The organism is Pantoea sp. sgz302252 (assembly GCF_042610525.1).
Classification (GTDB): domain Bacteria; phylum Pseudomonadota; class Gammaproteobacteria; order Enterobacterales; family Enterobacteriaceae; genus Erwinia.
In genome coordinates, this window is record NZ_JBHDVM010000002.1 from 197,588 (window position 1) to 223,911 (window position 26,324).

Annotated in this window: 22 protein-coding genes; 2 read left to right on the top strand and 20 right to left on the bottom strand. The window is 52.4% G+C overall.

Features of this window, described 5'->3' with window-relative positions:
* From ACETPC_RS04940 to wbaP, 17 genes are all read right to left on the bottom strand, one after another.
* A partial coding sequence (locus ACETPC_RS04940; RefSeq protein ID WP_380179174.1) for an SDR family NAD(P)-dependent oxidoreductase occupies positions 1–523 on the bottom strand: 523 nt, incomplete at its 3' end.
* A 45-nt stretch (positions 524–568) separates the two neighbouring features.
* Entirely contained in the window at positions 569–1,465 is an 897-nt protein-coding gene (gene galF / locus ACETPC_RS04945) for a UTP--glucose-1-phosphate uridylyltransferase GalF (protein ID WP_380179176.1), read from the bottom strand.
* A gap of 282 nt (positions 1,466–1,747) precedes the next feature.
* On the bottom strand, positions 1,748–2,557 hold the full coding sequence (locus ACETPC_RS04950) for a glycosyltransferase family 25 protein (protein ID WP_380179178.1): 810 nt from the start codon (positions 2,555–2,557) through the stop codon (positions 1,748–1,750).
* A 30-nt stretch (positions 2,558–2,587) separates the two neighbouring features.
* Positions 2,588–3,532: a polysaccharide pyruvyl transferase family protein gene (locus tag ACETPC_RS04955; RefSeq protein ID WP_380179180.1), complete on the bottom strand. Its 945-nt coding sequence runs from the start codon at positions 3,530–3,532 to the stop codon at positions 2,588–2,590.
* A 31-nt stretch (positions 3,533–3,563) separates the two neighbouring features.
* A complete protein-coding gene (locus tag ACETPC_RS04960) occupies positions 3,564–4,991 on the bottom strand; it encodes an oligosaccharide flippase family protein (protein ID WP_380179182.1) in 1,428 nt (475 codons plus the stop codon).
* Positions 4,992–5,027: 36 nt separating this feature from the next.
* Positions 5,028–6,020: a glycosyltransferase family 2 protein gene (locus ACETPC_RS04965; protein WP_380179184.1), complete on the bottom strand. Its 993-nt coding sequence runs from the start codon at positions 6,018–6,020 to the stop codon at positions 5,028–5,030.
* A 78-nt stretch (positions 6,021–6,098) separates the two neighbouring features.
* Positions 6,099–7,943, bottom strand: coding sequence for an amylovoran biosynthesis protein AmsF (locus ACETPC_RS04970; RefSeq protein WP_380179186.1), 1,845 nt, complete (start codon positions 7,941–7,943; stop codon positions 6,099–6,101).
* Between the two features lie 72 nt (positions 7,944–8,015).
* Positions 8,016–9,050, bottom strand: a complete 1,035-nt coding sequence (locus ACETPC_RS04975; RefSeq protein ID WP_380179188.1) for a glycosyltransferase family 4 protein — start codon at positions 9,048–9,050, stop codon at positions 8,016–8,018.
* A 53-nt stretch (positions 9,051–9,103) separates the two neighbouring features.
* Entirely contained in the window at positions 9,104–9,856 is a 753-nt protein-coding gene (locus tag ACETPC_RS04980) for a glycosyltransferase family 2 protein (protein WP_380179190.1), read from the bottom strand.
* A gap of 163 nt (positions 9,857–10,019) precedes the next feature.
* A complete protein-coding gene (locus ACETPC_RS04985) occupies positions 10,020–10,940 on the bottom strand; it encodes a glycosyltransferase family 2 protein (protein ID WP_380179192.1) in 921 nt (306 codons plus the stop codon).
* A gap of 84 nt (positions 10,941–11,024) precedes the next feature.
* Complete coding sequence (locus ACETPC_RS04990; protein WP_380179194.1) at positions 11,025–12,224, bottom strand: acyltransferase family protein; 1,200 nt, start codon at positions 12,222–12,224, stop codon at positions 11,025–11,027.
* Between the two features lie 33 nt (positions 12,225–12,257).
* The gene (locus ACETPC_RS04995; protein ID WP_380179196.1) at positions 12,258–12,983 is read right to left on the bottom strand and encodes an SGNH/GDSL hydrolase family protein; all 726 of its coding nucleotides are present in this window, start codon (positions 12,981–12,983) and stop codon (positions 12,258–12,260) included.
* A 13-nt stretch (positions 12,984–12,996) separates the two neighbouring features.
* Positions 12,997–14,133 (bottom strand): EpsG family protein, encoded by a 1,137-nt coding sequence (locus ACETPC_RS05000; RefSeq protein ID WP_380179198.1) that lies wholly within the window; start codon positions 14,131–14,133, stop codon positions 12,997–12,999.
* A 225-nt stretch (positions 14,134–14,358) separates the two neighbouring features.
* Positions 14,359–16,536, bottom strand: coding sequence for a tyrosine-protein kinase Wzc (gene wzc, locus ACETPC_RS05005; protein ID WP_380179200.1), 2,178 nt, complete (start codon positions 16,534–16,536; stop codon positions 14,359–14,361).
* 12 nt (positions 16,537–16,548) lie between these two features.
* Positions 16,549–16,983: a protein tyrosine phosphatase gene (locus ACETPC_RS05010; protein ID WP_380179202.1), complete on the bottom strand. Its 435-nt coding sequence runs from the start codon at positions 16,981–16,983 to the stop codon at positions 16,549–16,551.
* A gap of 12 nt (positions 16,984–16,995) precedes the next feature.
* On the bottom strand, positions 16,996–18,138 hold the full coding sequence (locus ACETPC_RS05015; RefSeq protein WP_380179204.1) for a polysaccharide export protein: 1,143 nt from the start codon (positions 18,136–18,138) through the stop codon (positions 16,996–16,998).
* A 237-nt stretch (positions 18,139–18,375) separates the two neighbouring features.
* Entirely contained in the window at positions 18,376–19,809 is a 1,434-nt protein-coding gene (wbaP, locus tag ACETPC_RS05020; RefSeq protein ID WP_380179206.1) for an undecaprenyl-phosphate galactose phosphotransferase WbaP, read from the bottom strand.
* A gap of 787 nt (positions 19,810–20,596) precedes the next feature.
* Here wbaP and ACETPC_RS05025 point away from each other — a divergent pair.
* Positions 20,597–22,162, top strand: a complete 1,566-nt coding sequence (locus ACETPC_RS05025) for a TerC family protein (protein ID WP_380179208.1) — start codon at positions 20,597–20,599, stop codon at positions 22,160–22,162.
* Positions 22,163–22,193: 31 nt separating this feature from the next.
* On the opposite strand, the gene asmA is transcribed toward ACETPC_RS05025, so the two are convergent.
* From asmA to udk, 3 genes are all read right to left on the bottom strand, one after another.
* Entirely contained in the window at positions 22,194–24,023 is a 1,830-nt protein-coding gene (asmA, locus tag ACETPC_RS05030; protein WP_380179210.1) for an outer membrane assembly protein AsmA, read from the bottom strand.
* Positions 24,024–24,101: 78 nt separating this feature from the next.
* Positions 24,102–24,695: a dCTP deaminase gene (gene dcd / locus ACETPC_RS05035; RefSeq protein ID WP_380179212.1), complete on the bottom strand. Its 594-nt coding sequence runs from the start codon at positions 24,693–24,695 to the stop codon at positions 24,102–24,104.
* 95 nt (positions 24,696–24,790) lie between these two features.
* The gene (gene udk, locus ACETPC_RS05040) at positions 24,791–25,432 is read right to left on the bottom strand and encodes a uridine kinase (protein ID WP_380179213.1); all 642 of its coding nucleotides are present in this window, start codon (positions 25,430–25,432) and stop codon (positions 24,791–24,793) included.
* Positions 25,433–25,667: 235 nt separating this feature from the next.
* Between udk and ACETPC_RS05045 the strand changes: the two genes are divergently transcribed.
* The gene (locus ACETPC_RS05045; RefSeq protein WP_380179215.1) at positions 25,668–26,297 is read left to right on the top strand and encodes a phosphatase PAP2 family protein; all 630 of its coding nucleotides are present in this window, start codon (positions 25,668–25,670) and stop codon (positions 26,295–26,297) included.
* The last annotated feature ends 27 nt before the right edge of the window (positions 26,298–26,324 follow it).

Sequence of the window (26,324 nt, forward strand, 5' to 3'; positions counted from 1 at the left end):
GCGCGATAGCTTTAAAGTCCGGGTTCGCTTTTGCGTAATCGCGCAGGATAAACTCAACCATCAGCTTAGAGGTGCCATAAGGGCTGGTGGTGCCACCGATAGGCGTAGTTTCTACATAAGGCACCGGCGCATCCGCGCCATAAACGGTGGCGGAAGAGCTGAAGATAAACTGATTGACGCCTGCGGCGCGCATCTCTTCCAGCAGTACCAGCGTACCGGTGACGTTATTCTGGTAATACTCCAGCGGCATGCGGGTAGATTCGCCAACCGCCTTCAGGCCCGCAAAATGGATAACAGCAGTGATTTTGTGCTGGGCGAAAAGATCGCGCAGGCAAGCGCGATCCAGAATATCGCCTTCGCAGAATACCGCTTTTTTACCGGTCAGGTTTTCTACGCGGTTGATCGATTCACGGGAAGCATTGCTCAGGTTATCCAGGACCACCACATCGTCGCCGCGCTGCAGCAGCGTCAGCACCGTATGGGAACCAATGTAGCCAGCGCCGCCTGTTACCAAAATAGCCATATCAACTCCTTTTCAGCCGCGCGGGCGCGGCCTTGCGTAGATAAATTACTTCGCCAGAATCTTTTTGATTTCTTCGCGGAATTCGCGTCCCTGGGCGTTGTTACGCAGGCCCCAGGAAACGAAGGCTTTCATATAGCCCATTTTACGGCCGCAGTCAAAGCTGACGCCGGTCAGCTGCTGCGCATCGACACGCTGCTTTTTCGCCAGGCTGGCAATGGCATCAGTCAGCTGGTAGCGGCCCCATGCGCCCGGTTCCAGGTTTTCCAGTTCTGCCCAGATATCTGCAGAAAGCACATAGCGGCCTACCGCGGCCAGATCGGACTGCAGCGTTTGCGGCTGCTCTGGTTTTTCTACAAAATCAACGATTTGGCTGGTCTGGCCCGGGTTATCCAGGGTTTCCTGAGTTTTAATCACCGAGTATTCAGAGAGATCGGCTTCCGGCATGTGGTGCGCCAGCACCTGGCTATGACCCGTCTCTTCAAAACGCGCCACCATTGCAGCAAGGTTGTAGCGCAGTGGATCGGCGGTAGAGTCATCCAGCAGAACGTCTGGCAGCACCACGACGAAAGCTTCATCGTGCAGCATTGGGCGCGCGCACAGAATAGAGTTAGCCAGGCCCAGCGGCTGCGGCTGACGCACGTTCATAATAGTTACGCCCGGCGGGCAGATAGACTGCACTTCGCTCAGCAGCGAGCGCTTAACGCGCGCTTCCAGCAGGGCTTCCAGCTCGTAAGAGGTATCGAAATGGTTTTCAACCGCATTCTTGGATGCATGAGTGACCAGGACAATTTCCTTGATGCCCGCCGCCACGCACTCATCGATGATGTACTGAATCATCGGCTTGTCGACAACTGGCAGCATCTCTTTAGGAATGGCTTTTGTAGCAGGGAGCATGTGCATACCCAGACCCGCAACGGGGATAACTGCTTTAAGCTTGGTCATATTTGTTCCATATAATGAAGTGAAGTCATGGGTCGATTATGCAGGATCGGCCGGTCCGGCAAGTATAATCTTTATCTGAAAAAAAGCCGGAAAAAAAGGCGCTTTTGTCAGTCTCTGCGGATTTTCTTATTATCATACCCGGCTATTGCAGCGGGCTAAAATAATCAGACCTGTTTCGCAGAACGCAGGAAATATATTTTGCGCACTGGTGATAAAATATCCATATTAAACAAGAAATGCGCCGCGGCGAAAAATCACCGGGCGCACTTTTTCAGAACGAAATCAAATATAGAAAGCGCGGAGCTGAGCGCGGCAAATCAATAGCGCACGTTTTACACGCGGTTTTACCACGGAAAGCGACAGCGCCGAAGGCGCGGCAACGGCAGCAGATTGCCCGAAGGCTTTCAGCTGCTGCTCTTTACGTTCCTGCTCGATCAGACTGGTGGTCAGATCGAGTGGGTGGTCGACAAAATTCGCAACAAAGATATTGTTGAAGATGCCCTTACGCAGGAAATAATTCCACTCATCGGCCACAAAAAATTCTTCACGCGCCAGGGCTGTCAGCTTAGCTGCGGATCCCGCGCCAATCAGATAGCAGCAGGTACGAAACAGAAAGTTTTCGCTTTTGATCGATTTACGAAAACGCTCGCTGCCCACGCGCTTTTTGTACCAGTGGCTTAAAGCTACATAAGGCGCGCAGCGTAAACCGTTTTGCCCACCAAGCAGGTAAAGCTCGTCGTCATGCAGCGCGCTATAGTCGCCATTGTCAAAACCACGGCAAAAATCAGCGAAGCGCGCGTCCAGAATGGCATCGTCTTCCAGAATGCAGGCCCACGGCTGGCCGCGTTCCTGCATGATCTGATAAATTTTAAGATGGCTCAGCGTGCAGCCAAGCTCGCCAGCGGTAGGTTTGTGTCCTTTCCGTCGCGTCACGCCGTCTACTTTGAACTTAGCCACCTCTTCGGCCGGCAAGTCTTTGCCGTAAACCGCATCGACAAATTCGTAGTTCAGCGCATATTTGTCCAGAATAGCGGACAGCGTTTCACGCCGCTGGATATCTCTTTTCAAAGAGACGATATAGATCGGTAACATCACCGCTCTCCCCTGTTCAGGTCAAATTGATTAGCCCTGGCTAAAAAGATGGGCATTGTCGATATTCTGCGTCCACTGCGCATAGTAGCCGCTGTTTTTGCCATAAGAATTATCAATCAGCACGTTGTCGGTATCTACCAGACAAGAGAGAATATGACCGTGCATACGCGAAGTCACCACTTCTTTATAGCCAGAGAAGAGATGCGCGTTACGGTTAGCCATTTCCAGCGTGTGGTTACGCCAGGCTTTGTCGACATAATTTTTAATCAGCGTGGAGTTCAGCTTTCTGCCCACTTTCGCTGCGCGATGCAGGAAGCGGATTTTTTTCAGGTCGCCTTCGGTAATCAAATCGACCCAGTCAAAAGTTTTTGTTCCCTGCGGCACACCGTAAGCGTTCTGATCGGCGCTGGCTTCACAATCGACGCGCAGGAAGTAAAGCTTATCTTCTTCCTTACGGTTTTTCATTTTCAGAGAGCCATATAGCTGATGCGCCATATCCGGCATCAGTTTGCCGTTGTCCGTGAAGCGCTTAGAAAGTTCATGGCTTCTGGTATCACGCGAGAAGATAACCACATCCGGATGCTGGCGGAAAATAGACGCCGACTCGGCCAGGCGTTTTTCGTCCGAGAAGTGCGAACTTTGCGGCATGATAATAACTTTATTCTGGCGGAAGTTTTTCACCACCTGCTCGCGTAAATTCTGATGCACAAAGTAGATATCGCCAAAATTACCGCCGCCCTGGCAAAGGATAGTGGTATTAGGCGTCAGGTACTTACGAATTTCCGCAACATCAAAATCTTTTTCAGAGCGAAAAAGTTTTACGTTGATATGGTTATCTTTGAAAAATTGCAGCGTGCCTGCATAAATCAATAAGTCGCCAACGTTATGGTAAAAAGGGTAATCAAGATAGATGACATCATTCTTGTCTTTAATCTCTGCAACAATGGCATTTAGCTGGTTTTTTAGGTCAATCATTACGTTATTCATATGTCACCATAACAGATATTTAAATTTGGATTTTTTTTAGTTTAAACAAAACGCCCATTACCAGCAGATAAGCCAGTACGCCGACGCCGATCTCGCTGATCACATAGACCACAGGGTTTCCTGTCAGTCCCGTGCCAACGTAGCGGAACAGAAGCAGCGCCAGCGCCATAACCAGCGTGGTTAATGCCGGGTAGAATACCGGCCGCAGCTGATCGATAACGCCCAGAGAAATAATGCGTTTCATCAGCCAGATGCCGAGCGGGATAGTGATAATCACACGCATCGAGGACCAGGTCATCATGGTTTCAATCAGCGACAGCTTAGCGGTAGCCAGCGCTGAGATAACGGCAACAATGGCCGAAGTCAGCGACAGGTAGAGGAAACGGCGCGACTGCCCTACCGCTTTCATGACGATGCCGACAAACATACGCGAAAACATAACGGCGTTCATAATAGCGATAACCTGAATAATTGGTACCGCCGGACGCCAGTGTTCGCCTAGTACCAGCGGCAGCCAGTCGTTACAGGTAAGCGCGATGCCGACAAAAGCAGGCATCGAAACGTAGTTAAAGATTTTTGTCGCCTTGTAAAAGGCGCTAATCAGCCTGTTGCGATCGTCCTGCACCGAGGAGAATACCGGCAGCGCCATACGGCCAATCACCGTGTTAAGGATGTTCATAATGGCATCTGTCAGACGGGTCGACATGTTGTAAATACCGAGCTGCGCCACGCCGTGAAAGCTAAGGATCAGCAGGCTGAACACGCGCGATAAGACATTCCACAGCAGGTTTTCAATCATTACGAACAGGCCGAATTTGCACAGTTCGATAAGATCTTTCAGATTGAAGTAGAAGCCTTTGGGTAAAATCTTTCGCGCCTGCACATAGATCAGCAGCGTGGCGATGCTGTTTTGCAGCAGGCTGCCCAACACTACGCTCCACAGCCCGAAGCCGTTCAGCGCCATGGGAATAGCAACGGCGAAGAAGCAAAGCCGTGAGATTAGCGTCCGCTTGGTTAGCGCGCTCATCTCCAGGTTTTTCATCAGCAGCCCGGTAGGCAGCACTACAGCAATCTGCATTGCGGCGCCGATGCCCTCGCTTACCATGATGATAGCGATAATTTTACTGTTCCAGGCATGGTCGATATAAAGCGCGATCGCCAGCGAAAGCAGAAAACTGAACAGGCTCAGGCCTAATGTGCTCCAGAGCACGGTAAGCTGCAGCTTTTGGGTGAGATCCTTACGCTGGATAACCGCTTCGGTCAGGCCAAGGCTAAGCACCAACACCATTAAGGCTGCAATGGTCTGCGCGGCGGCAATTTTACCGTAGTCATCTGGGTTAAGAATACGCGCCAGGAAGACTACGGAAATAATGCTGAGCGCTGCTGAAGAAAGTGCTTCAAATGCGGACCATATGGCCGCACTTTTAATTTTTTTTCTGTCCACCATGCCGGGAAGGCCCCTGTGTTAACCATCTACAAAATATTATTTTAATTTCTCTTTTAGCCAGAAAATTGAATAGTAGAGAAAAGGCAAGCGCCAGTTGAGCAGCTGGCACAGAACCTGTGCTGAGCGCCCCGCGCTGAAGTGATTAACCTGGTAATCGTTGCCGCGATTACTGCTGTATTCTTTTTTAACCGGGCGATAGCCGGCAAAAAACGAGAGCTGAGACTTAATTATATTTTCCGTTAACATGCTCATATAATTAAATCGCATCATATCGGCCAGTGGTTCCGTCTTCTTGCCCAGATTTTGCATCATACCTAAAAATATCCGATCGGACTTTTTAGTATCTTCTATGCGGCTGGCGGAATAGCTGGTAGCCAGCGTGCCCGACGGATAACGGATATACTGATAGCAGAGCTGTGGCGACAGTACGACTTCCTGCGAAAGGTAGAGAAAATTAAGGTTGAAGGCGCGATCTTCTGAGTGATGCATACTGGTATCAAAACGCAGCTTGTGCTGGTGCAGCGTGGCCACCAGGAAAAGCTTGTTCCAGACCGTGCTCAGATTGTTCGGCCCGTCATAAGAATTATATTTAACTATAGCCTCTCTGCCGCTACAGCGATCCTGCGGAAAAATACACTTGTCGCTTTGCCCGCTGCTTTGCGTCAGCTGTTCGTAGGAGAAACAAAGCGCGTCCGGACTGGCGTCGCCAGCAGCTTCATCAATTAAGGCGATAATTTTTTCCGGCGAAAAACGGTCATCGGCGTCGCAAAACCAGACATAGCGGCTGGTTAGCGCCTCGATACCGGTGTTGCGGGCGCTGGAAACGCCACCGTTGGGCTTATCGATTAAAAAGAAATTATCTGTCTTTGCCGCCATTTCTTCGCACAGAGCTTTGCTGTTATCCTGAGAACCATCATTCACCAAAATAATATCAACGCGCTGTGCCGGAAATTGCAGCAGTTGCTCAAATAATTGCGGCAGGTGTTCACCAGTATTATAAACGGGTATGACAACCGATAAGTCTTTCATTAGAGCCACCACACTATCATCAAAGTTTATCCAAATAAAAACGTCCGCATCCCTGCATCAACGTTGTCGGTGACATAATTATTTTATTTTAAAATAAGGCAGGGCGCAGTGCTCCCCATTAATCAGCACTGAAATGTACCCGGCCGGGCTGGACGCATTGACGCGGTCAGCCGTAATCGTATTGGCGGAAAGTAACAATTCGCCTTCATTAGTCCCGCCGATTGCTACCTTGCCGCTCTGCATGGAAAAGCGAGTTTCCGCTTTCTGGCTGCCCTGCCCCGGTGCTTTATCAAGCTTTTTCAGCGTGGCGTTAAAACGGGCGCATTTGCCGGTCAGGTAGCGATCTTTGCCGGTAGTTTTCAATAGCACTACGGCTGAGGAAACCTGTGGCGCCAGTTTTACACAGATAATAGCGTCGCTATCGTAAGGCGCGTAATAGGCGACGTCAGTAACCGGGCTGTTGTTCTCGCTATGCCAGCTGGCGCTGCTTTTATGCGGCTGCCGCTGTAGTTGGATCAGCGCTTTGCCGTCGTCGCCCATGATTTCAACTTCCCAGCTATCTCCCGCTTCCGGCGAGTAAAAGCGGCCTAACTCAACCCACTGCTCCGAGTCGTTTTTGTTCTCCAGACGATGCTTCCCGGTAACATGACCATATTTCAGGCTGCCATCAAGCGCCGCGCCAAAAGACTCGATGCGCGTTGAACCGAGCTCAAAGCTGCTGAGCCAGCTCCCTGGCACGATGGCGTTATCGATGCGGCTGCCTACCTGCAGGTTTATCTGCCGCAGGTTCAGTCGCGCATTGCGAGCGTTGAGCGGGTTCTTGCATCCTTCCATGCTCAGGCCGTCGATAATCCATTGCCCATCGGAGATATCACCCGGATAAGGGCTATGCTCAATCCAGCCGTTATAAATAAATGACTGGCTGCAGCGCGGCAGGTTGATAACTTTGCCATCACAATGTTGCGCATTGAAGTTTGACAGTTCGACGGCAGTATTGTGATCCCAGTTACCTTTTTTGGTAAACGACCAAACGCCTTTGATCACGTCTCCGGTACAGTGCGAGGCATACCACTGATCTATTTTGCAGTCCAACGTATCCATCAGGCTGAGCGAAACGCCGCCAACCTGGCTGAAGCGCAGGCTGGTGCCGCGGAAAAACTGGCCCGCCGGGCAGCTGTTATGGAAGAAGCCCTGCATGTTCGGCCGTTTGTCGATACCGCCGTCAAAGCTGATATTGGCGATTTCCACCCAGCGCGCCATCACGCTAAACACAAATTCCGATGCGCCATCGGAAACCAGCGTGGTCGTGGGGAAATAGCCAAAGTTTACCGGCGCGCCGGCCAGACGGAAAAAGCGGCTGCTTTTATTTGAGACATCAAATTTTGAGACAAAGAAACGACCGGCGGGAAACTGGATGGAAACCTGCTGGTTGTTGTTTTGCGCCCAGGCATACATCGCGCGTATTGCATCGGCCGCATCGGTTTTACCATCGGCAATCGCACCGAAATCAAACAGCGTCAAACGATTATAATCTTCCACCACGCGCTGCCAGTGGAAGCCTTCGCCCGCGATAACGACGCCGCCATCGTCCTGCGCCGGACTTAAACTGCCGACAAATTCACCACCGCCGACTTCGCGACCTTCATGCCAGCTTTTTAGCTTAATTTTGGCGCCTTCAAACAAAGGTTTGACGTTGCGTAGCGCGACTACTGAAGGGATTTCGCCGATCAGCTGATAGCCGCCTGGCTCCGCCAGCCGCTGGCTAAAATTAACGCCATGGGCATCGCCCGGCGGCAGATCGGCTGGCGTATCCGTTTTACCGGCAACGGCGGAATTTTTGGCTGCATAGCTGGAAAAAGTACTCACAGAGAGGGCGGCGATAACCGAGGAGGCTGCCGTTTGTAAAACTTCTCTTCTTTTCATGCTTGTTCCTGTGCTCTGGTGAACCCTGTCGGGTTAAATAAGTTAGCCCTGAGGTAATGTAGTGCGGCCGGGCTACGCCAGAGCGAGCCAGCTCTGTTTTATTTTTTTACCGTCAAACTTCAGCGCGGTTGTCCGGGTATTTTCGCTCATGGCGAAAAAGAGCCGGTCATCATTGGCAAGCTGTTCCATGCGCGCCAAAAATTCAGCTTTATTGTTCATTGCTACCAGGAAACCATCCTTTTCATTGTCGATGATCTCCTGTGGGCCGGTCGGGCAGTCATAGGCGACCACCGGCAGTGACCAGGATTTTGCCTCCAGCAGCACCAGCGGCAGGCCCTCATAGCGTGAAGTCATCAGCGCCATATCGCTGTCACGGTAGTAATCATTGATGTTGCTGACCTTGCCGACAAAGTTCACGCTGTCGCTGATGCCGAGGCTGGCAGCCTGATCCTGCAGCTGCTGGCGCAGTTCACCGTCACCGGCAATAACCAGCTTCCATTCAGGATGGGCGCGAGCAAAGTCTTGCCAGATATCCAGCAGCAGATCGAAGCCCTTTTGATGATCCAGGCGGCCTACCGCCAGCGCCTGGCGGCTACGCGTTTCGCGCTGCCAGTTTTTATAAACGACCGGATTGGGAATTTGCTGGCTGGGAATGCCCCAGCCGCGGAAAACCTGCCGATCTTTTTCGGTCAGTACCACAACGCTGTCGTAGTAGCGCAGCAGCAGGTATTTCAGAAACTTGATTGGCTTACCGAAAGAGTTGATAGCAATGTGCTCGCAGGCGTAGGCTTTGCCATGTTTCTTTTTTAGCGACAGCAGGCTCCACAAGGCATACATCACGCTGAGGCGCCCCATGCTAATCAGAAAAACGCTGTCGAATTTTTCGGCGTTCACCCGCTGGACGGCGCTTTTGATTGGGTTGCTGTGGCCCGCAAAGCTGACGATTTCTTTTACCTGGCTGAAGGGATAGAAAGGTTTGCCGCTGCCCTCCAGCGAATAAATGGTGACCTCACAGCTTTCGCCCAGGCACTCTGACATAAAGTTGCAGATATTTTCCGTACCGGCATAGGAATAGGCGTCTTTGATCACCAGGACAATTTTTTTCATGAACCGCTATCCATCTCAGAAAAAATGAAAAACCACTACTACATTGCTCTGGCTTATCGATGCTTCAGGGTAAACAGCACGCCATTGACCATGTACCAGCCGTAATAGTAATAGATTTTAAAGGGATTGTTTTTATAGATAATTCTTAATAGTTCCAGATGCCACTGCGCGGCGCGGTTTTTATTGCGCGACAGCGAATCGCCCAGCTCATAGTAGTTCACCAGAATTTCCGGAATGACGCGCGCCTGACCATAAAGGCTGAACAGTTCATAAAGGAAAAGGAAATCCTCATGCCCTTTGCGCTGGAAAAAGATGCCCTGAGGCGGACGGCGGAAACAGACCGAAGAGAAACAGACGCGGTACTGCTTTTTCACAAAGCTGTCCCGCAGCAGTACAGGCTTGCCGTAGACGATATCGTGATCGGCCCTACGCGTTTTGTAGTGGTAGTGCGTGATAACAAAATTATCGCCAGCGGCGATAGCTGCGGTTTGGCGTGCCAGTTTTTCCGGGTGCCATTCATCGTCGCTGTCCAGGAAAGCGATGATCTCCTGCTGTGCCGCGCGCAGGCCGACATTGCGCGTCTCAGCCGCGCCCAGGTTAACTTCGTTTTCAATAATGGTGATGCGGGGATCGCGGCACTGCTCACGCACCAGCGCCAGCGAGTCATCGGTTGATTTGTCATTAACCAGGTAGAGGTGCCAGTCGGAGTAAGTCTGGTCGATTATCGACTGTACGGCGCGCAAAACGGTCTGCCGCGCGTTATACATCGGCATAACTATGCCGACGGTGCCAACATGATTGTTCATCTGGTTACCTGAATCTGTAAAAAACGGAGAGAATCGTCTCGCGCTTACCGCGAAACAATACTGAATCATTCTGCAAAAGGTCGGTCGCCAAAAGATTTGGCGAACGTCATGGGCGCACGGGACAATACCGCAATGCTGCCCTGCTCCGGCCATAAAATCTGACTTATTCGGTAGAGAGCTTCTTGCCACCAAAACGCTCTTTCAGCTTGTCTTTCAGACGGTTGATAAAGTAGGCCTGATTATCTTTATTGGTCAAAAGGAAATAGCGGGCGAAACTTATGCTGGCCTGTAACGATTTACCGTCCATTTTGTAGCGCAGCGGCAGCTTGTAAGCTTTGTAGGTATGAATATCACGCGCCGTCAGCCAGGGCTTCATGCAGTCAAGCCAGAAATAAGAGTATTTAACGGATTCGCCTTTGTGCTTTGAGCCAAAGTGGGTGATGAGATGATAGTTAGCCAGCGGACGAGCGATCATCTCAAAGCGGTAACCCATGCGATCGGCCCGGATGCAGAAATCATAATCCTGATGACGGCGGTAACGCGTATCAAATTGAATTTTTATTGCATCTTCGCGCTTCAGCACCAGTGTGCTGGTCTGCATAAAACCGTAGCAGCCAAACAGATACTCGGCGATAGTTTCACCGGTGCCCGGTGGCTGCATTGGCATTACCTTCAGGAAGCTGCCATCCTGCCAGATATTGACCTGGCTGAAGATAACGTAGTTCTCGACGCCCCGCGCTTCCAGCTCGGCAATTTTCGCGGCCGACTCTTTTAGCTTGTCGGCATGCCATTCGTCATCAGCATCCAGAAAGCTGATAAAATCGCCGCTCGCCAGCTCAATACCTTTATTACGCGCCCCTGCGCCGTTGAGCTTCTCCTGTGACAGAACCAGCTGGATATTGAGTTCGCTATAGCGCTCGCTATTGACCAGAGCCGCCAGCGCCGCCGCGTCGTCTGATTTATCGTCGATGATAATCACTTCAAAATTGCGGTAGCTCTGCGCCTTAACGCAATCCAGCGTCGTGGCGATCGACTGCGAGGCGTTGTACGCAGGTATTACAATGGAGAAACGGATATCCTTCATGCCAGTACCTCTTAAATCAGGGCTGAAATCTATAAGTAACGGTCTGCGCGTCACGCGGCGACGACGGCGCGCTCCCGTTGATAATTAAGGGTTACCGGAGCGGCGCTGCTTAACGGGCGAAACCTGAGCCGCCACCTTGTTCTTGTTGCTGCTGCCGATAAATGGTTTCTCGACGAACAGATAGGTCATCTTCGCTACGTAGAACGAAGCCACAAAGAACAAAGTTGAAATCAGGGTATAAACCACCATATTGTGCGGCAGCATGCTATGCGGGATCTGCTTGATAAAGTAGAGCACCACGCCGTGGATAAGATAGAGGCTGTAGCTCACCTCGCCGATCGACATCAGGGTTTTATTCTCCAGCATGCCCATCAGGTTGTTGCCGCTGCTGACCACGAAAAAAATCACCGTCAGGCAGCAAAGAAACGCCAAATACCAGAAAGCGTTGCTGGTAAAAGCCAGCGCGAAAACCGCCAGCAGGATGCAGAGCACGCTTGCCGGACGCGAGTTCTTATAGCGCACCAGCCGATCGCGCCAGGTATAGGCGATATAGCCCATAGCAAAGCCAAGTACGGGACGCGGATCGGTGTAGGTCTTGCCCCACAGGCGCAGAGCAACGGCGATACAGAAAATGACGCCGACAGAACCGAGGATTAGAAGCGTTTTATATTTACCCTGCGTGGCGCGATTTACGATGAATATCAGCGGGATAGAAAGGTAAAGCAGCCATTCAAGGCGCAGCGTCCATTCTACGCCAGCGTTAACATCGGCGGTAAGAAAGTGGCCAATATGGTAGCTACCGACGAATAGTAGCCAAAGTACGGCATCAACAATGCTGTTAGCATCGATTTGCAAACCGCCCTGCGCCAGCCCAACAAGGAGAATCACCAGGCCGGAGAACCAGAACATCGGCACAATGCGGCGAACACGAGATTTCAGTAGTTTCCAGGTGAGCTGGCTTGCGGGCATGCCGTCGTTATCGACCCAACGGTAGAATAAAAAAGCCGAGATCATAAAGAACAGCAGCACGCCAAACTTGCCCGCGTTAACGAAAAAATTCCCTTCCGAAAACCAGGCAAAATAATCTTTATCAAAAATCCAGTTGCCATCCAGTGAATAGAGATAATGCACTAAATGCGAGAAGGCAACGATGCTGGCCAGCAGCGCACGCAGCCCGGAGATACTTTTAATTCCGCTGGGGTTATAAATGCCTTTATGAAATGAGGTCGCGCGCAAAATAAGCAGCGCAAGGCAAAACGACACCATCATGATTACTACATACATGACAACTCCTGAAGCCACAGATACGGTTGGGATTTAGCTGCCTGGCTGCGACAGTTCCTTATCGAAGTTGGCACTGATCACGTTAAACGTCTGCTGCGCTTTTTGCTGATAGAGCATTTCGGAAGGATGAATGCAGTCCGGCGACATGCCGCTCTGCCAGTCGCGCTGCGCTTTGATGGCCGACCACTGTTTTACAATGGGCACGTCCTGCGCTTTCGCCACTTCATTAAGCTGATAAACGTAAGGCCAGACATTCCAGCGTTCGGCTTTACCGCAGATCGGGTTTGGCTCCTGCAGCACGACCAGCTTGTTGTGCGCTTTTGCCTCTTTTACCAGCTCGGTCATCAGGCGAGCATACTCTTCAGGGCTTTCCAGATGAGCATTTTTGTCTTTAAAGAAAAAGTGGCGTGCATCGTTAATGGCAAAATTCAGCAGGATAATTTTCGCGCTGGAGTTATCCATGCGCTCGCGCCACAGGCTGGTATCCTCCTGCCCCTTGCGGTAGAGCAAGGCTGCCGCCTGAGCGCCCGGCAAACCGTGATTTTCTACTTCAATAGCGCTGCCATACTTGCTCTGCAGCATCTTTTGCAGGTAAGCCAGTTCATTACCTGGCGTAATAATATTTTTACCGCCGGAGGACATAACGCCTGCGGTGGTGGAGTCGCCATACGCGGCGATAACAAAGGCGTCGCTTTCGTTAGCGGCCTGTGCCAGACAGGATGCTGACAGGACTGCCACGGCAATAAGGGATTTAATCATGTTACCTCTCCGATCAATAAAACAGTTTGAATCCCTGAGCCACTTCATAGCCGGTGACGGCCTGCTTCAGAGAAATCGTGTTGTAGTAGAGGTAGTAGACAAGAAAGAAAGCAAACATCGCGAACATTACTGGTTTAAGGATCGGTTTAGCCTGATATACCAGCGCAGCCAGAATAACTGGTTCAACCTGCAACAAATAGTTGGAAAGACGCGCACCCGACGAATAGTTATAGAAGAAAATACGGATGCCGCCGCCGAGGGCAAAAGCCAGCACCAGCAGATAATTAAGGCGGTATTGCTGGTAATTATATTTTTTTATTTCGTCGCTTAGCAGGCAATAAACGAAGATAAAGACCAGCATAATATTTTTCAGGTTAGATACCGAAAAGATGCTGCCCTCGCCCGCGTTAGAGGCTTCGCCGTTATAGCCTTCCGCCCTCTCACCCAGCGATCCGAGGTGCGAGGAGATCAGCGAAATAAAGCTGGTGCCGCCGACTTTTGAAGCCGGAATGCTTAGCAAAATGATGGCTACCGGCCACCAGCGCGAATCGCGAATAAACAGGAAAGGTATAATGGTGACTACCATTACCGCCGTGTTATGGCTGAAAAACGACAGCAGGGTAAAGACCAGCGCCACCCAATAACGCTGCTGGTAGATATACCAGAGCACGCCAAGGAACAGCGCCGAACTTAAACCAAAGCGGATTTGGTTCATATCTTTGTTGATAAAGATATGCGCTGAATAGAGCGCCAGCGCCACGATCGGATAAGGCGACATCTTTTTAAAAAAGGTCGCGTTGACCGATACCGCCAGTAAACAAAACACAAACAGAAAGATATCGGCGTTTTGCGAAATCAGCCTGATCAGGAAGGCCAGCGCAAAAATCAGCGGCTCATAGCGGAAGTAAGCAATCGTATCAGCCAGGCCGTTGACCCGAATACGTTCGTTAAAAGCATCGAAAAAGGTGCGGTACTGATTGTCATCCATGCCGGTGCCGAGGCCACGGATACCGCCGAATACAACCAGCGTCGCCACCGCGATAACCAGCAGATAGGTCAGCGCATGGGTAGTACGTTCATCTTTCTTTAACAGAATTTCTACGACCGCAAGGATCAGTAAAAATCCTGATACATACCAATATGGAGCCATGGTGTGATTCCTTCATTCCACACGTTGCCAGCTCTGACAGGCAGCTGTGCCGCGTGTCGGCACAAAGCCGCGCCTGAAGACGCATGCCCTGTTGCTGAACCATTCTGTTAAGGGCGCCTGCCCTTGCCTGGCGCGAAACACAGAATCACCTGTGTACAGCGTGCGTGTTGTCTCTGTGCGACGATAAAAAGGGGCGGATTTGCCCCGCCCCGTTAACCATCAAAATTAGCTTTTGCCAGGCTTGTTATATTCGTAATCGTAATAGTCGTAGCCATAGCCGTAAGAGTTAGCGGCTTTGCGTACCACGGCGTTAAGGATAACACCTTTGATTTCAATGCCATTTTGCTCAAAGCGTTTAAAGCTCACGTCAATTTCTTTGACGGTGTTGGTTTCAAAGCGCGCCACCATCAGCGAAGTACCGGCAATTTTACCAATAATCGAAGCATCGGTTACGGCCAGGATTGGCGGCGTATCGATCAGCACCAGGTCATAGTTCTGGCTCGCCCAGGTCAGCAACTCCTCCATACGCGGATGCATCAGCAGCTCAGACGGGTTCGGCGGCACCTGACCACGCGGCAGGAAATCGAAGCCGTAAGCGCCCTGCTGGATCAGCGCTGGGGAAAAGGCCGTTTTCCCGGAAAGCACGTTGGAAAGGCCCTGACGGTTATCCGCGCCCAGCAGATCATGGGTATAGCCGCGACGCATATCGCCGTCGATCAGCAGCACTCGCTGACCCGCTTTCGCCACCAGCGTCGCCAGGTTGGCGCAGATAAAGGTTTTCCCGATACCAGGGCTGGCGCCGGTGATCATCAGTACGTTGTTTTTCGCCTCCATCATGGCGAAGTGCAGGCTGGTGCGCAGGCTGCGGATTGCCTCGATCGACAGATCCGTCGGATTGCCCAGCGCCAGCAGCGTTTCGTGCGGATCGGTTTTAACTTTACTGCCGCGACGCGCCAGTGCCGCGCTGTCTTTCTTACGCTGCCAGTCGGAAAGCGGCACGCTGGCATAGACATTGATACCCAGCTCTTCCAGCTGCTCCGGGTTTTCGATGCCGTGATGGAACAGCGCTTTCAGCAGGATCATACCTACAGAGATAACCAGACCTGCAATCAGGCTTGCCAGAATGATCAGCATTTTCTTCGGCGCTACAGGCGCGTTGGCCGTTTCCGCACGGTCGATGATACGGACATCGCCTACGGTGCTGGCTTTGCTGATCCCCAGTTCCTGCTGACGGTTCAGCAACTGCATGTAGATCTCCTGGCCCGACTGCACGTCACGGGTCAGACGCAGGATGACCTGCTGAGTCTGCGGCATGGTGGCGATTTTTTTATTCAGCTGCGCCTGTTCGTCTTCCAGCGTTTTACGCTTTTCCAGCAGTGCGCGGTAGGTCGGGTGATCTTTAGTATAAAGCTGGGAAACTTCCGCCTCACGGAAAGTCAGCTGGTTCAACTGGCTCTGTACGTCGACTGAGGAATCCAACGCCGATTTCGCTTCCAGCGACATATCGACGGACTCGTTTTCGCGGCGATAGGCGTTGAGCTTGTCTTCCGCTTCGTTCAGCTTGTTACGCACTTCAGGCAGCTGCTTGCGCAGGAAGGCCAGGCTGCGCTCCGCCTGCTCTGATTTGCGCTCGACGTTTTGCAGCAGGTAGTTGTCAACAATCTGGTTAAGGATTTTGCTGATGCTGTCCTGATCCGGTCCCGTGTAGTTCAGGCCGAGCACTCCGGTATCTTTACCTTTGTCCGCAACCGACAGGTTATTCACCACCATAGTGATCGCCTGCAGCTCATTGAGCTTGCTCACCGTAAAGGTGGTGCCCTTGTCGGCATCGATACCGCTGACCAGGATCGCCACGTCGCCATGCTGTTCCAGCTGGCCAACGCGCCCTTTAAACAGTACGTCGCCATCTTTGCTCAAGGTGTAGCTCTGGGCATCGTTGATTTCCAGTTCGACATTGCGCTTTTTCCACTTGAGCGGCAGCTCCAGGCGGGAAACCGCAATATTCGCCGGCTTATCGCCCATGATGCGCGCCAGGCCTTTACCAATCAGCGGGAAGTAGTTCTGCTCGACAACCGTATCCAGGCCCAGATCGTGGACGGTTTTACCGATAACCATGCGCGACTGTAGAATCTGAATTTCAGTATCAGACGCAGGCGTCTGCGGTAATGCATCCTGCAGGCTGGTCAGCACCGAACTGGTGTCTTTCTGTTCAACCTGCACCAGCGCGTCGGCGCTATAGATAGGCGTAGCGAACAGCGTATAAAGCGTGCCCAGCAGCATAAATACGGCGGTAACGGCAACGATAATCCAGCGATGGTCGATAAGCTGGCCAACCAAATGCGCCAGCGGCAGTCCTTTAGTCTCTTCCTGCGGTGCCGTCATGACCCTGTTTTTTGTTTTCATGAATAATCCCAACTATCGGCTTAATACGTTGACCCATTTCTGGGTAGCGTTTTCAAGTAATCCGTAAACGGCTTCAAAAGCTTCACGACTTCTTTTGTAAGGATCCGCTATCTCAATTTGATTGAGCCAGTGGCCTATCAGCATGGTTTTGCCGCGTGCGGCCGGATCAATATGGGTAATGCGATCGATATGCTTTTTTTCCATCACCAGGATCAGGTCGAACTCGCGGGCGAGTTCAGCCGTGAACTGCTGAGCCTGATGCCCCTCCAGCGAGAGGCCGTGTTGCATAGCGACGTCGCTGGCGGTGCCATCAGCCGGATGCCCTACCAGAGCGCTCAGCCCGGCAGAAGCTACCCGCTTATTGGGAAGCGCGCGCTTAAGCAAACCTTCGCCGGTCGGCGAACGGCAGATATTGCCGACGCAGACAACCAGGATTGAATGAATCATATCGCCCCAGTATTACCAGTTACGGATGTAGCGAACGGTTTCCGTTGCGTTAGAAACGCCGGAGATGGTCGGCGTCAGCTGAGAGATAACGCGGTTCCAACGCGACAGCGGCGTAGAAGTGACATAAACGATATCGTACGGCTCAAGCTGGAATTCGGAACCCATCACCATCGCGGAAGCATCTTTCAGGTTCAGCTGATAGACATTAGCGATTTTAGTGCGGTCTTTGCCCCTGATTGGGCGGATAACAAAGACGCCGGTAGCGTCAGCTGAGGTTTGATCCATGCCCTGCGCACTGCCCAGCGCCTCTGACAGCGTCATGCCGCTGCGATCCATTTTTAGCGTGGTTTGCTGTTTCACTTCGCCCATCACAAAGACTTTAAGATCGTCGTTGCGCGGCACGAACAGAATATCGCCCGGATAAAGCAGGTGGTTTTGCGAGAGATCGCCATTTTGCATCAGCGCCTGCAGAGAAACAGGTACTTCGCTGCCGTTATGGGTCAGCACTACATTGCGCCAGTCAGCGTTGGTGGTCAGGCCGCCTGCGGCATTAATCGCATCCAGAATCGTCAGCGGCACATTGGTGATAGGCTGTTGACCGGAAGTAGCAACTTCGCCCGTAACATAGGCTCTTTGCGATTTGAAAGAGGCGACGCTGACGTCAACCTGCGGGCTCTCAATGTATTGAGCCAGGCGGTTAGCAACTTCAGTACGGACTTCTTGAACGGTACGGCCGGCTACGCGCACGCGGCCGATATAAGGATAGAAAATGGTGCCGTCTGAGTGTACCCAGTTGCCGGTATCGCTGGCGCTACGGTACTGGCCCGCTGGCGTGGTCAGTTCCGGGTGATCCCACACGGTGACGGTCAGCACGTCGCCGATGCCGATGCGGTACTCATAATTTTGCAGTTCATTTTGCAGCTGTGGATTAGGGCGCGCCACCACAGGTTTCGGACGCATCCGCTCAACCAGACTCGGCGTCATCGGGAAGACATTAACGTATTTATCAATGTCAAAATCGCTGTCCTGCTGCTCGATCACATCTTTTCCGCTGGTGGAAAGTTTTGAGCCCGGCACCACCGTACATCCTGAAAGGAGGGCTGCCGATATCAACAAGGGTAATAACTTAGTTTTGATTGTAATCATCTGTCTCATCGCTATCAGTAATTTGATTGATAGTGGCGGTTCCGCCGCTGTGTAGCGTCTTGCAAAGGTAGAATAAGCGTTTCAATCGCTGTCGCTGTCACTCATTATCGTCCCTATCTTTTTGTTGCCTTGCCGGTTCGCTGTAACCGACGCTTAACGAAGAAAACGTTGCGCGCGCAAGTCCATGACAGTCAACAGTCAAGCTATGGCATAACGATGGCGCTCCAGGAGCGCCGGAAACTTAAATCAGTAGGCGCCGTCGCGCTTCAATACCACACCTATGGTTTTGAACAGGATGGCGATATCGTTCCACAATGACCAGTTTTTGACATACCAGGAGTCGAAGTAAACGCGGGTTTCATAATCGACATCGTTACGTCCGCTGACCTGCCAGAGACCGGTCATACCCGGTTTAGCCATAAAGTAGTAGTCAACGTCGCCAGCGTAGCGCTCAAGCTCGTCTTCAATAACCGGACGCGGGCCGACCAGGCTCATTTCGCCGCGCACAACGTTCCACAGCTGCGGCAGTTCGTCAAGGCTGGTTTTACGGATAAAGTGGCCGATACGGGTAATACGGGGATCGTTTTTAAGCTTGAAATCTTTATCCCACTCCGCACGAGCGGCGGGATCGCTACGCAGCACTTCTTCCAGCACTTCTTTGGAATTAACCACCATCGAACGGAATTTCAGGCATTTAAATTTACGGCCGTTGAGCCCGACGCGCTCATGTCCATAAATAGGATTGCCGCCGTCGCGAGCCACCATAAAGATCAGAATGGCCAGCGCTGGCATCAGCATAGTGATAATAGCCAGCGCCCCAACAATATCGAAAGTACGCTTAACGATACGTGAAGTACGTTTAGCCAGATTGTTGCTGACGCGCAGGATCATTACTTCATGGCTGAAGATATAGGCCATATCAGTGCCATAAAGCGGAACGCCGCGCAGCGAAGGAATAACAGAAACGGAGCGGCAATTATGTTTCGCCAGGTTTTTCAGCCACAGATCGCGATGGTGGCTTTGTTCGTACTCAACGGCGACAATAAATTGCGTTTCACTGTTTACCTGCTGCCATAGCGAAGCTTCATCGTGCAGTACAGGAACGCCAAACAGCATTGGCGCAGGCGTAGTGCCATCCACATCGTAGAAAGCCACAACGTCGAAGCCCATGACTTCTTCGCTCTGCAGCGCCATCCAGGCTTCTTCCGCATTTTTACCGCTGCCGATAATAATGGTTTGTTTTTTCCACAGGCCATTGCGGTTCAGCACGCGTTTAACAATGGCGCGGCCAACTGGAATAAGGACCAGCGCCAGCAGCCAGGTTATCACCCAAATCCAGCGAGACATTTCCCATTTCGATAAAGCGGTAATCGACAGATCGATAACAGAAAAAATCAGCACGCTACGAAAAATTTCTTTTAATTCGAACCAGAAAGGTTTGCGGTAAGTATAGTGACGCAGACGTACCCAGAACCAGGCAATACAAATCACGGAAAGAACTAAGTGTGTGCTTATCTTTAATTGCAAGTCTTGCGTCGTCATCTCGTCAAAAACGTTATTTGGCAAGCTTTTCATCAGCAAAATTGCAATAAACAAAGAGGCGTTAAAAAAAATAAGATCTGAAAGTGCCAATGATATTTTTATTAACAGCCCTTTAAAGGTAAATTGTATATCGCGCATAATTAACTCTTATTTTTTCTTCGAAAACCTGTGATTTAATAATTTCCACCGCTGAGGATTGCGTGTTTTTCAGACGCGCCATTTATTACACAGGGAACGTATACAGACGTGATGAAAAGGCCACGGTAATCAACAGTACCAACAGAGAGCAGGTCTATAAAATCAACGATAAAGCGGTGAAATTCTCGCCAACCCTCACTGCTCCGGACACGCTACCGCCCCTGGCTTGTAGCTGCCAATGCGCTGTACTTTATCCGGGACGTTGATTTTATCCTGTTGCCTGAAGGCACAGGCTGGCGCATTTATCATCCCGAACAGCAAAAAACACATTAAGGGACTTTAAAATGCGGCCGGGCTAATTGCTACATTAACGGAGCCGTTTACTAACACATTGCTATACTAGTTATTACTGGCCTGTTTACAAGAGCCCGCTTCGGCCCGTGGGCGCTTTTAGGATTAAGACTACCTTCAGTTCCACGCTATACCTTACCTTAGCTATTTTTCGACACCTTAAAATTCGGATTAACTTTACTCTCTGGCCCTGAATAATTGCAGCTGGCCGGGCCGCTTATCTTAAGTATCTCTTACTTTACCAGGCAGACCTATGCGAATATTCCTGAAAAACTTTTAATCAGACAGCTATTTTTATTCAGATAATTCTAAAAATTGAGGCCGCGCCAGGCTGCTGCTTATGCGTCTTGCCAGGACAATTCGGGGATTATTTGTTGAATCAGGCAGCGTTCACTATCATCATGGCATTTCCATAACCCTTAAGAGTGAATTTCTGATGTTTGAATGGATCGCCGATCCGTCAATTTGGGCCGGCCTTGTCACCCTGATCGTGCTGGAACTGGTGCTTGGCATTGATAACCTGGTTTTTATCGCCATTCTGGCGGAAAAGCTGCCGCCCGCGCAGCGTGACCGCGCCCGCGTTACTGGCCTGCTGCTGGCGCTAATCATGCGTCTGCTGCTGCTGGCCTCTATTTCGTGGCTATCTTCATTAACCTCCGCCCTCTTCTCGGTGAGCGGACATCCGTTTAGCGCGCGCGATTTAATTATGCTGCTGGGCGGCGTCTTTCTGCTGTTTAAGGCCACGGTAGAGCTAAATGAAAGGCTGGAAGGCAAGGATGAGGATGAAAATCCGCAAAAGCGCGGCGCCCGATTCTGGCCTGTTGTGGCGCAAATCGTGGTGCTGGACGCGGTTTTCTCACTGGATTCCGTTATTACCGCCGTAGGTATGGTCGATCACCTGGCAGTGATGATGGCGGCCGTTATTATCGCTATTTGCTTAATGCTGATGGCGAGCAAACCGCTGACGCGCTTTGTTAATCAGCATCCCACTATAGTAATCCTGTGCCTCAGCTTCCTGCTGATGATCGGCTTTAGCCTGGTCGCGGACGGCTTTGGCTACCATATTCCCAAGGGTTACCTTTATGCCGCCATCGGCTTTTCGGTAATTATTGAAGCTCTGAACCAGCTGGCGCACTTTAACCGCCGCCGCTTTCTTTCCGCCAAAGCGCCGCTGCGCAAACGGACTGCGGAAGCTGTTTTGCGCCTGCTGCGCGGCAGCCATGAGCAGGCAGAGCTGGATGCCGACACCTCCTCCTTGATAGCCGACGGCGGCAGCCAGCCTATTTTTAATAAGCAGGAACGGATGATGATCGCGCGTGTGCTTGGCATGGGCCAGCGTACGGTGAGCAGCATTATGACCTCCCGCCATGATATCGCCTCTGTGGATCTCAGCGAGTCGCCGGAAAAAATCATGGCGATGCTCGATCAAAACCAGCACACAAGGATGGTAGTTACTGAGAACAGCGAAGATCCGCTGGGCGTTGTACACGTTATCGATCTGCTAAAGCAGGCGCTGCACGGTGACAGCCTGGATATTCGCGCCCTGATCCGGCAGCCGCTGGTTTTCCCTGAGCAGCTTTCGCTGTTGCCAGCGCTGGAGCAGTTTCGCAACGCGCGCACCCATTTTGCTTTTGTCGTTGATGAGTTCGGCTCGGTGGAAGGTGTGGTAACGCTTAGCGACGTAATGGAAACGATTGCAGGCAATCTGCCCAACGAGGGCGAAGCAATCGATCCCCGCTACGATATCCAGCAAAACGCGGACGGCAGCTGGACGGCTAACGGCCATATGCCACTGGACGATCTGATTTTATACGTGCCGCTACCGCTGGATGAAAAAAGGGAGTACCACACGCTGGCGGGTTTACTGATGGAGCATATGCAGCGCGTACCGCAGGAAGGCGAAGAAATTCAAATCGACGACTGTTTATTCCGTACGCTACAGGTCGAAAGCCACCGCGTGCAGAAAGTGCAGATTGTCCCACTGGTTAAAGAAGAAGAGTAAGGAAAGCGCGGATGTTTATCCGCGCTTTTATTTAAAGATCTTTGATAAGCTTTTGCACAGAACTGTTTTTGCCGCTCTCAGGGTTCTTTTGTGACCACGCTTTCAACCGCTTTTTCGCTTCATCCTGCAGCTGCTGCCGCAGTACCTGATCGATTTGCAGCGAGTAGTTCAGCCCTTCCCACGGCCCGTAAATACGCAGCGGCACCGGCGTTTGCTGCAGGCGGCCAATTAGCTCGCTATCGCCCTGCCAGCCCTGGGTTACCGTCACGCCAAAGTTCATATCTGCCTGTTTTTGGGCCATATTAACCGTACCCTGGCCGCTATAATTAAGCATTGAGGCGCGGCCGTCCAGGTTTACAAAGGCCAGCAGCCCCTTTTGCAACGTCATTTTGCCGGTAATTTGTTGAAAATCTTTTTCCGGCGAGGCTGCGGCATGAACGCGACTGCTGCTTCGCTCGACGGCGCGCTGGATCATGCGCTGGAAATTGAGGCCGGAGAAAAGCGCGTTTTGCAATTTGATTTCCGCACTGCCCTGCCAGTCGCGCTTAAAGGCGGGAACGGTAAGACCGCTGCCGTTGAAATTGCCGTTTAACGTTAAATCGCCGCTTAGCGAGGCCGGAAGTTCAAAAGCCTGCAGCAGTGGCGCCACATCGATACCGCGTAGCGAAGGCGTCAGCGCTACCTGCGTCTGCGGCTGACGGAAATCAATGCTGCCCGGCAGAGAAAACTCGCCGTTGCCAGCTTTGCCGCTAAAGGTCGCCAGTTTCAGCAAGCCGTTTTCGCTGCTGGCCTGCAGCGCAACCTGATTGAACGTCAACCCGCGCCAGCGCATTGTATCCACCGCCAGCTTCACCTGGCCGTCCAACTGATTAAAAGGCGAATCGGCAGCGTCGCGCTCGACCTGGGCAATCACGGGCGCTGGCCCGGCGCGCTGGGTCTGGATGCCCTGCCCGTTCTCGCCGACGCCGGTCTCCAGCCCCAGCAGCGAATCCATATTCAGCATGGTGGAGTGCAGATCCAGCGCTATTTGCGGCCGTCCGGCTAAAGTACCGCTGGCGCTGCCGCTAAGCTGGCTGTCGTTAAGGCTCAGCGCCAGGTCTTTCAGGCTAAAGGCGTCGCCGTCGTTCCATTCAGCCTGCAGGCTGGCCTGCCCCTTGACGCCTTCGCGCGGCAGATCGGCACCGTTTAACTGATAGTCTAATTGGCTGATATTGGCGGCAAGGTGCTGCGGGTAGCGGCTCAGATCTACATCTGCATTCAGGTTTAACAGCAGCTCGCGCTGGTCGCGGCTGATACGGCTGCCAAGTTCAAGATGGGCATGGCGCTGCCGGTTCTGCGACAGCTGGAGGTTCAGATCGCGGACGTTAAGCTGCTTGCCGCTGCTCTGCTGCCAGATTAACAGGCTGTCCGCTACCTGCAGATTATCGATATCGAATGTCCAGTGCTGGGTTGCCTGCAACGGCGCAGAATCCGCCGGCCCCTGCGGCGCGTCGGCGGGACGCTGTGCCTCGCTGTCGGGGGTCAGGCGGATCACCGCTTCTTTCAGCAGCACCTGTTTTACCGCCAGCTGATGCGAAAGCAAAGGAAGAAGCTTGACGTCGAGCCGCATATTGCTGGCGCTGACGAAAGGCTGCTGCGCGCCGGGCGCGGTCAGGCTCATCGGGCCGGAAAGGATACTAAGCTGCGGCCAGACGTGCCAGCGCAGATCGCCCTGCAGCTTAAGCTGATAGCCGCTGCGCTGCTCAACCTGGCTGGCCATATAGGCGCGAAAATCGTTGGGATTGACCAGCAAAACCAGCGCCGTCATTCCGGCCACGATAACCACCAGCAAGATGGCTAACGTGGTGATAAACCTTTTCATGCCTTCCCCTTATAGCTTTCGCTTCTTACCTTTTGCCCCGCCGCGTAAAGTCGGGTTGAACGCCCTGCCCTTCTGCGGTTAAGCGTCGTCCTGATCTTTATCGATACGGCTGGCGTCCGCACCCTGCTGGCCTTTATATTTGGCATCCTGGCGACGGTTGTAAGGACGGGCAGCAGGCGCAGAGAGCGGTTCAAAACTTAGCGCGCCGATCAGCATTCCCGGCCTTAACGCCAGCGGCAGCTTACCAGAATTATAGAACTCCAGCACGATACGTCCTTGCCAGCCCGGATCGATGCGGTGTGCGGTAACGTGTACCATCAGGCCAAGCCGCGCCAGCGACGAGCGGCCATCAAGCCAGCCGACCAGATTATCCGGGATAGTCACAGACTCAAAAGTGACGGCCAGCGCCAGCTCGCCCGGATGCAGGAAAAAGGCCTCGCCTTCCGGCAGCACGATTTCGTCGCTCATCACGCGATCCAGTGCCGCGCTGACTTCGTCTTTCGGGCCGCTGAGATCGATATAGGCGGCGGTATGGCCACGGAAGGTGCGGAACTGATTGCCCAGGCGGACGTCAACGGTGGCGCCGTTGATGCGCTCTACCGGCGGACGCGGGGAGATGTCAAGCTGGCCGCTGTCGAGCCAGGCTTCTATATCACGGTCGCATAAACGCATGGATAAGTACTCCATTTAATCAAAATGCTGAGCGGCGGGAGCCCGAGCGCTCCCTGCGCAGAATGCCCGGGCACCAGCGAGATGCCGGGGCGGTTTTATTCGAAGAACTGATTGATCTTCGCCTTCAGGATATCGATCGCAATACGGTTTTTACCGCCGCGAGGCACGATAATATCGGCGTACTGTTTGGAAGGTTCGATAAACTGCAGGAACATTGGCCGTACCGTTTTCTGGTATTGCGCCATCACGGAGTCCATTGAGCGGCCGCGCTCGTTGACATCGCGCTTCATACGGCGCATCAGGCAGATGTCCAGCGGCGTATCCACAAAGATCGAAAAGTTCATTTCGGCGCGCAGGCGCGCATCCGTCAGCAGCAGAATCCCTTCCAGGATGATCACTTTTTTCGGTTTCAGCTTGATGGTCTGCGCGGTACGCGTATGCTCTACATAGCTGTAAACCGGCAGATCGATCGCTTCTCCTGCTTTCAGCATCTGCAGATGCTGCAGCAGCAGATTATGATCCATCGCGCTGGGGTGATCGTAGTTGGTCTTAACCCGTTCGTCCATGGTCAGATGGCTTTGGTCTTTGTAATAAGCATCCTCAGGGATAACACCAATATTTTCATCGCCGACCCGATCGCGAACTTCGCGATAGAGCGTACTGGCGATAAGACTTTTTCCCGAGGCAGATGCGCCCGCGATACCTACGATGACGCACTGATGCGACTTGTCAGTCATAAATTAAAGACCTGATTTGTGTCTGAGACAATGGAGAGGATGAATTCGCGCGTAAGTATAGGGATTTCGGCATGTTGATGCCAGAAAAAAGCGGCAGAAGGCTTTTAAGACTTTCCCGTTATGCCTGGCCCGCCGCCTGGCGGTAAACTAACGGCGGTCAGATTCACCTTTTCGGCCCGGGCCTGTGCCGTTACTGACCAGGCTCCGGGTTAATACAGCATAATAAGGAAACAATGTGTACTGGCGTACATTGCACTTTTTGACCTATTTTGGCGACAGCATGTTGCTTATCCCCACAGCTATCGTGATGGCCGGCCTGATTATCTGGAAAAACAGCGATCGCCGGGCGGCCTGGTACTGGGCGCTGGCCTTTTGCACCGCTGGTGCCGTAGTGAGTTTTTCCAAAGTCGCCTTTATGGGGTTCGGCATCGGCAGCGCCACTTTCAATTTTACCGGCTTTAGCGGCCATACCGCTATGTCGGCTACACTGTGGCCGGTCATGCTCTGGCTGCTTAGCGGCCGCCTGCAGGAGAGAGGCCGCCTTTTCGCCGTCGGCGTTGGCTATGCTATCCCCATCATGGTTGGCGCATCCCGGCTAATGCTTAACTATCACTCCGCCAGCGAAGTGATTGCCGGGCTGATTCTTGGCCTGACTCTCAGCACGGCGTTCCTGGTAAGCCAGCGCCGCTCGCAGGTGCAGGGCTTTTCCGCCGTTCAGCTCTGCATCGCGCTGCTGCTGCCACTGCTGCTGCTGAGCCATGGCCGTCTCGCTACCACGCAGTGGTTTTTACAACGTCTTTCAGTACAGATTGCCGGTATTGAGCATCCCTGGACGCGCGCCGACTTACTGAAGCTGCGCCAATAGGCGCGGCTGGCAGGTTCAATCGGCCGA

Excerpts from the sequence above, each read along its gene's own strand:
- dcd (WP_380179212.1), bottom strand. The coding sequence starts at position 24,695 with ATGCGTTTATGCGACCGTGATATAGAAGCCTGGCTCGACAGCGGCCAG.
- ACETPC_RS05000 (WP_380179198.1), bottom strand. The coding sequence starts at position 14,133 with ATGGCTCCATATTGGTATGTATCAGGATTTTTACTGATCCTTGCGGTC.
- ACETPC_RS05010 (WP_380179202.1), bottom strand. The coding sequence starts at position 16,983 with ATGATTCATTCAATCCTGGTTGTCTGCGTCGGCAATATCTGCCGTTCG.
- ACETPC_RS04980 (WP_380179190.1), bottom strand. The coding sequence starts at position 9,856 with ATGAACAATCATGTTGGCACCGTCGGCATAGTTATGCCGATGTATAAC.
- ACETPC_RS04990 (WP_380179194.1), bottom strand. The coding sequence starts at position 12,224 with ATGTATGTAGTAATCATGATGGTGTCGTTTTGCCTTGCGCTGCTTATT.
- ACETPC_RS04960 (WP_380179182.1), bottom strand. The coding sequence starts at position 4,991 with ATGGTGGACAGAAAAAAAATTAAAAGTGCGGCCATATGGTCCGCATTT.
- ACETPC_RS04965 (WP_380179184.1), bottom strand. The coding sequence starts at position 6,020 with ATGAAAGACTTATCGGTTGTCATACCCGTTTATAATACTGGTGAACAC.
- ACETPC_RS04985 (WP_380179192.1), bottom strand. The coding sequence starts at position 10,940 with ATGAAGGATATCCGTTTCTCCATTGTAATACCTGCGTACAACGCCTCG.
- wzc (WP_380179200.1), bottom strand. The coding sequence starts at position 16,536 with ATGAAAACAAAAAACAGGGTCATGACGGCACCGCAGGAAGAGACTAAA.
- ACETPC_RS04970 (WP_380179186.1), bottom strand. The coding sequence starts at position 7,943 with ATGAAAAGAAGAGAAGTTTTACAAACGGCAGCCTCCTCGGTTATCGCC.
- wbaP (WP_380179206.1), bottom strand. The coding sequence starts at position 19,809 with ATGCGCGATATACAATTTACCTTTAAAGGGCTGTTAATAAAAATATCA.
- galF (WP_380179176.1), bottom strand. The coding sequence starts at position 1,465 with ATGACCAAGCTTAAAGCAGTTATCCCCGTTGCGGGTCTGGGTATGCAC.
- ACETPC_RS04950 (WP_380179178.1), bottom strand. The coding sequence starts at position 2,557 with ATGTTACCGATCTATATCGTCTCTTTGAAAAGAGATATCCAGCGGCGT.
- ACETPC_RS04995 (WP_380179196.1), bottom strand. The coding sequence starts at position 12,983 with ATGATTAAATCCCTTATTGCCGTGGCAGTCCTGTCAGCATCCTGTCTG.
- ACETPC_RS04975 (WP_380179188.1), bottom strand. The coding sequence starts at position 9,050 with ATGAAAAAAATTGTCCTGGTGATCAAAGACGCCTATTCCTATGCCGGT.
- ACETPC_RS04955 (WP_380179180.1), bottom strand. The coding sequence starts at position 3,532 with ATGATTGACCTAAAAAACCAGCTAAATGCCATTGTTGCAGAGATTAAA.
- udk (WP_380179213.1), bottom strand. The coding sequence starts at position 25,432 with ATGACTGACAAGTCGCATCAGTGCGTCATCGTAGGTATCGCGGGCGCA.
- ACETPC_RS05015 (WP_380179204.1), bottom strand. The coding sequence starts at position 18,138 with ATGAGACAGATGATTACAATCAAAACTAAGTTATTACCCTTGTTGATA.
- asmA (WP_380179210.1), bottom strand. The coding sequence starts at position 24,023 with ATGAAAAGGTTTATCACCACGTTAGCCATCTTGCTGGTGGTTATCGTG.
- ACETPC_RS05025 (WP_380179208.1), top strand. The coding sequence starts at position 20,597 with ATGTTTGAATGGATCGCCGATCCGTCAATTTGGGCCGGCCTTGTCACC.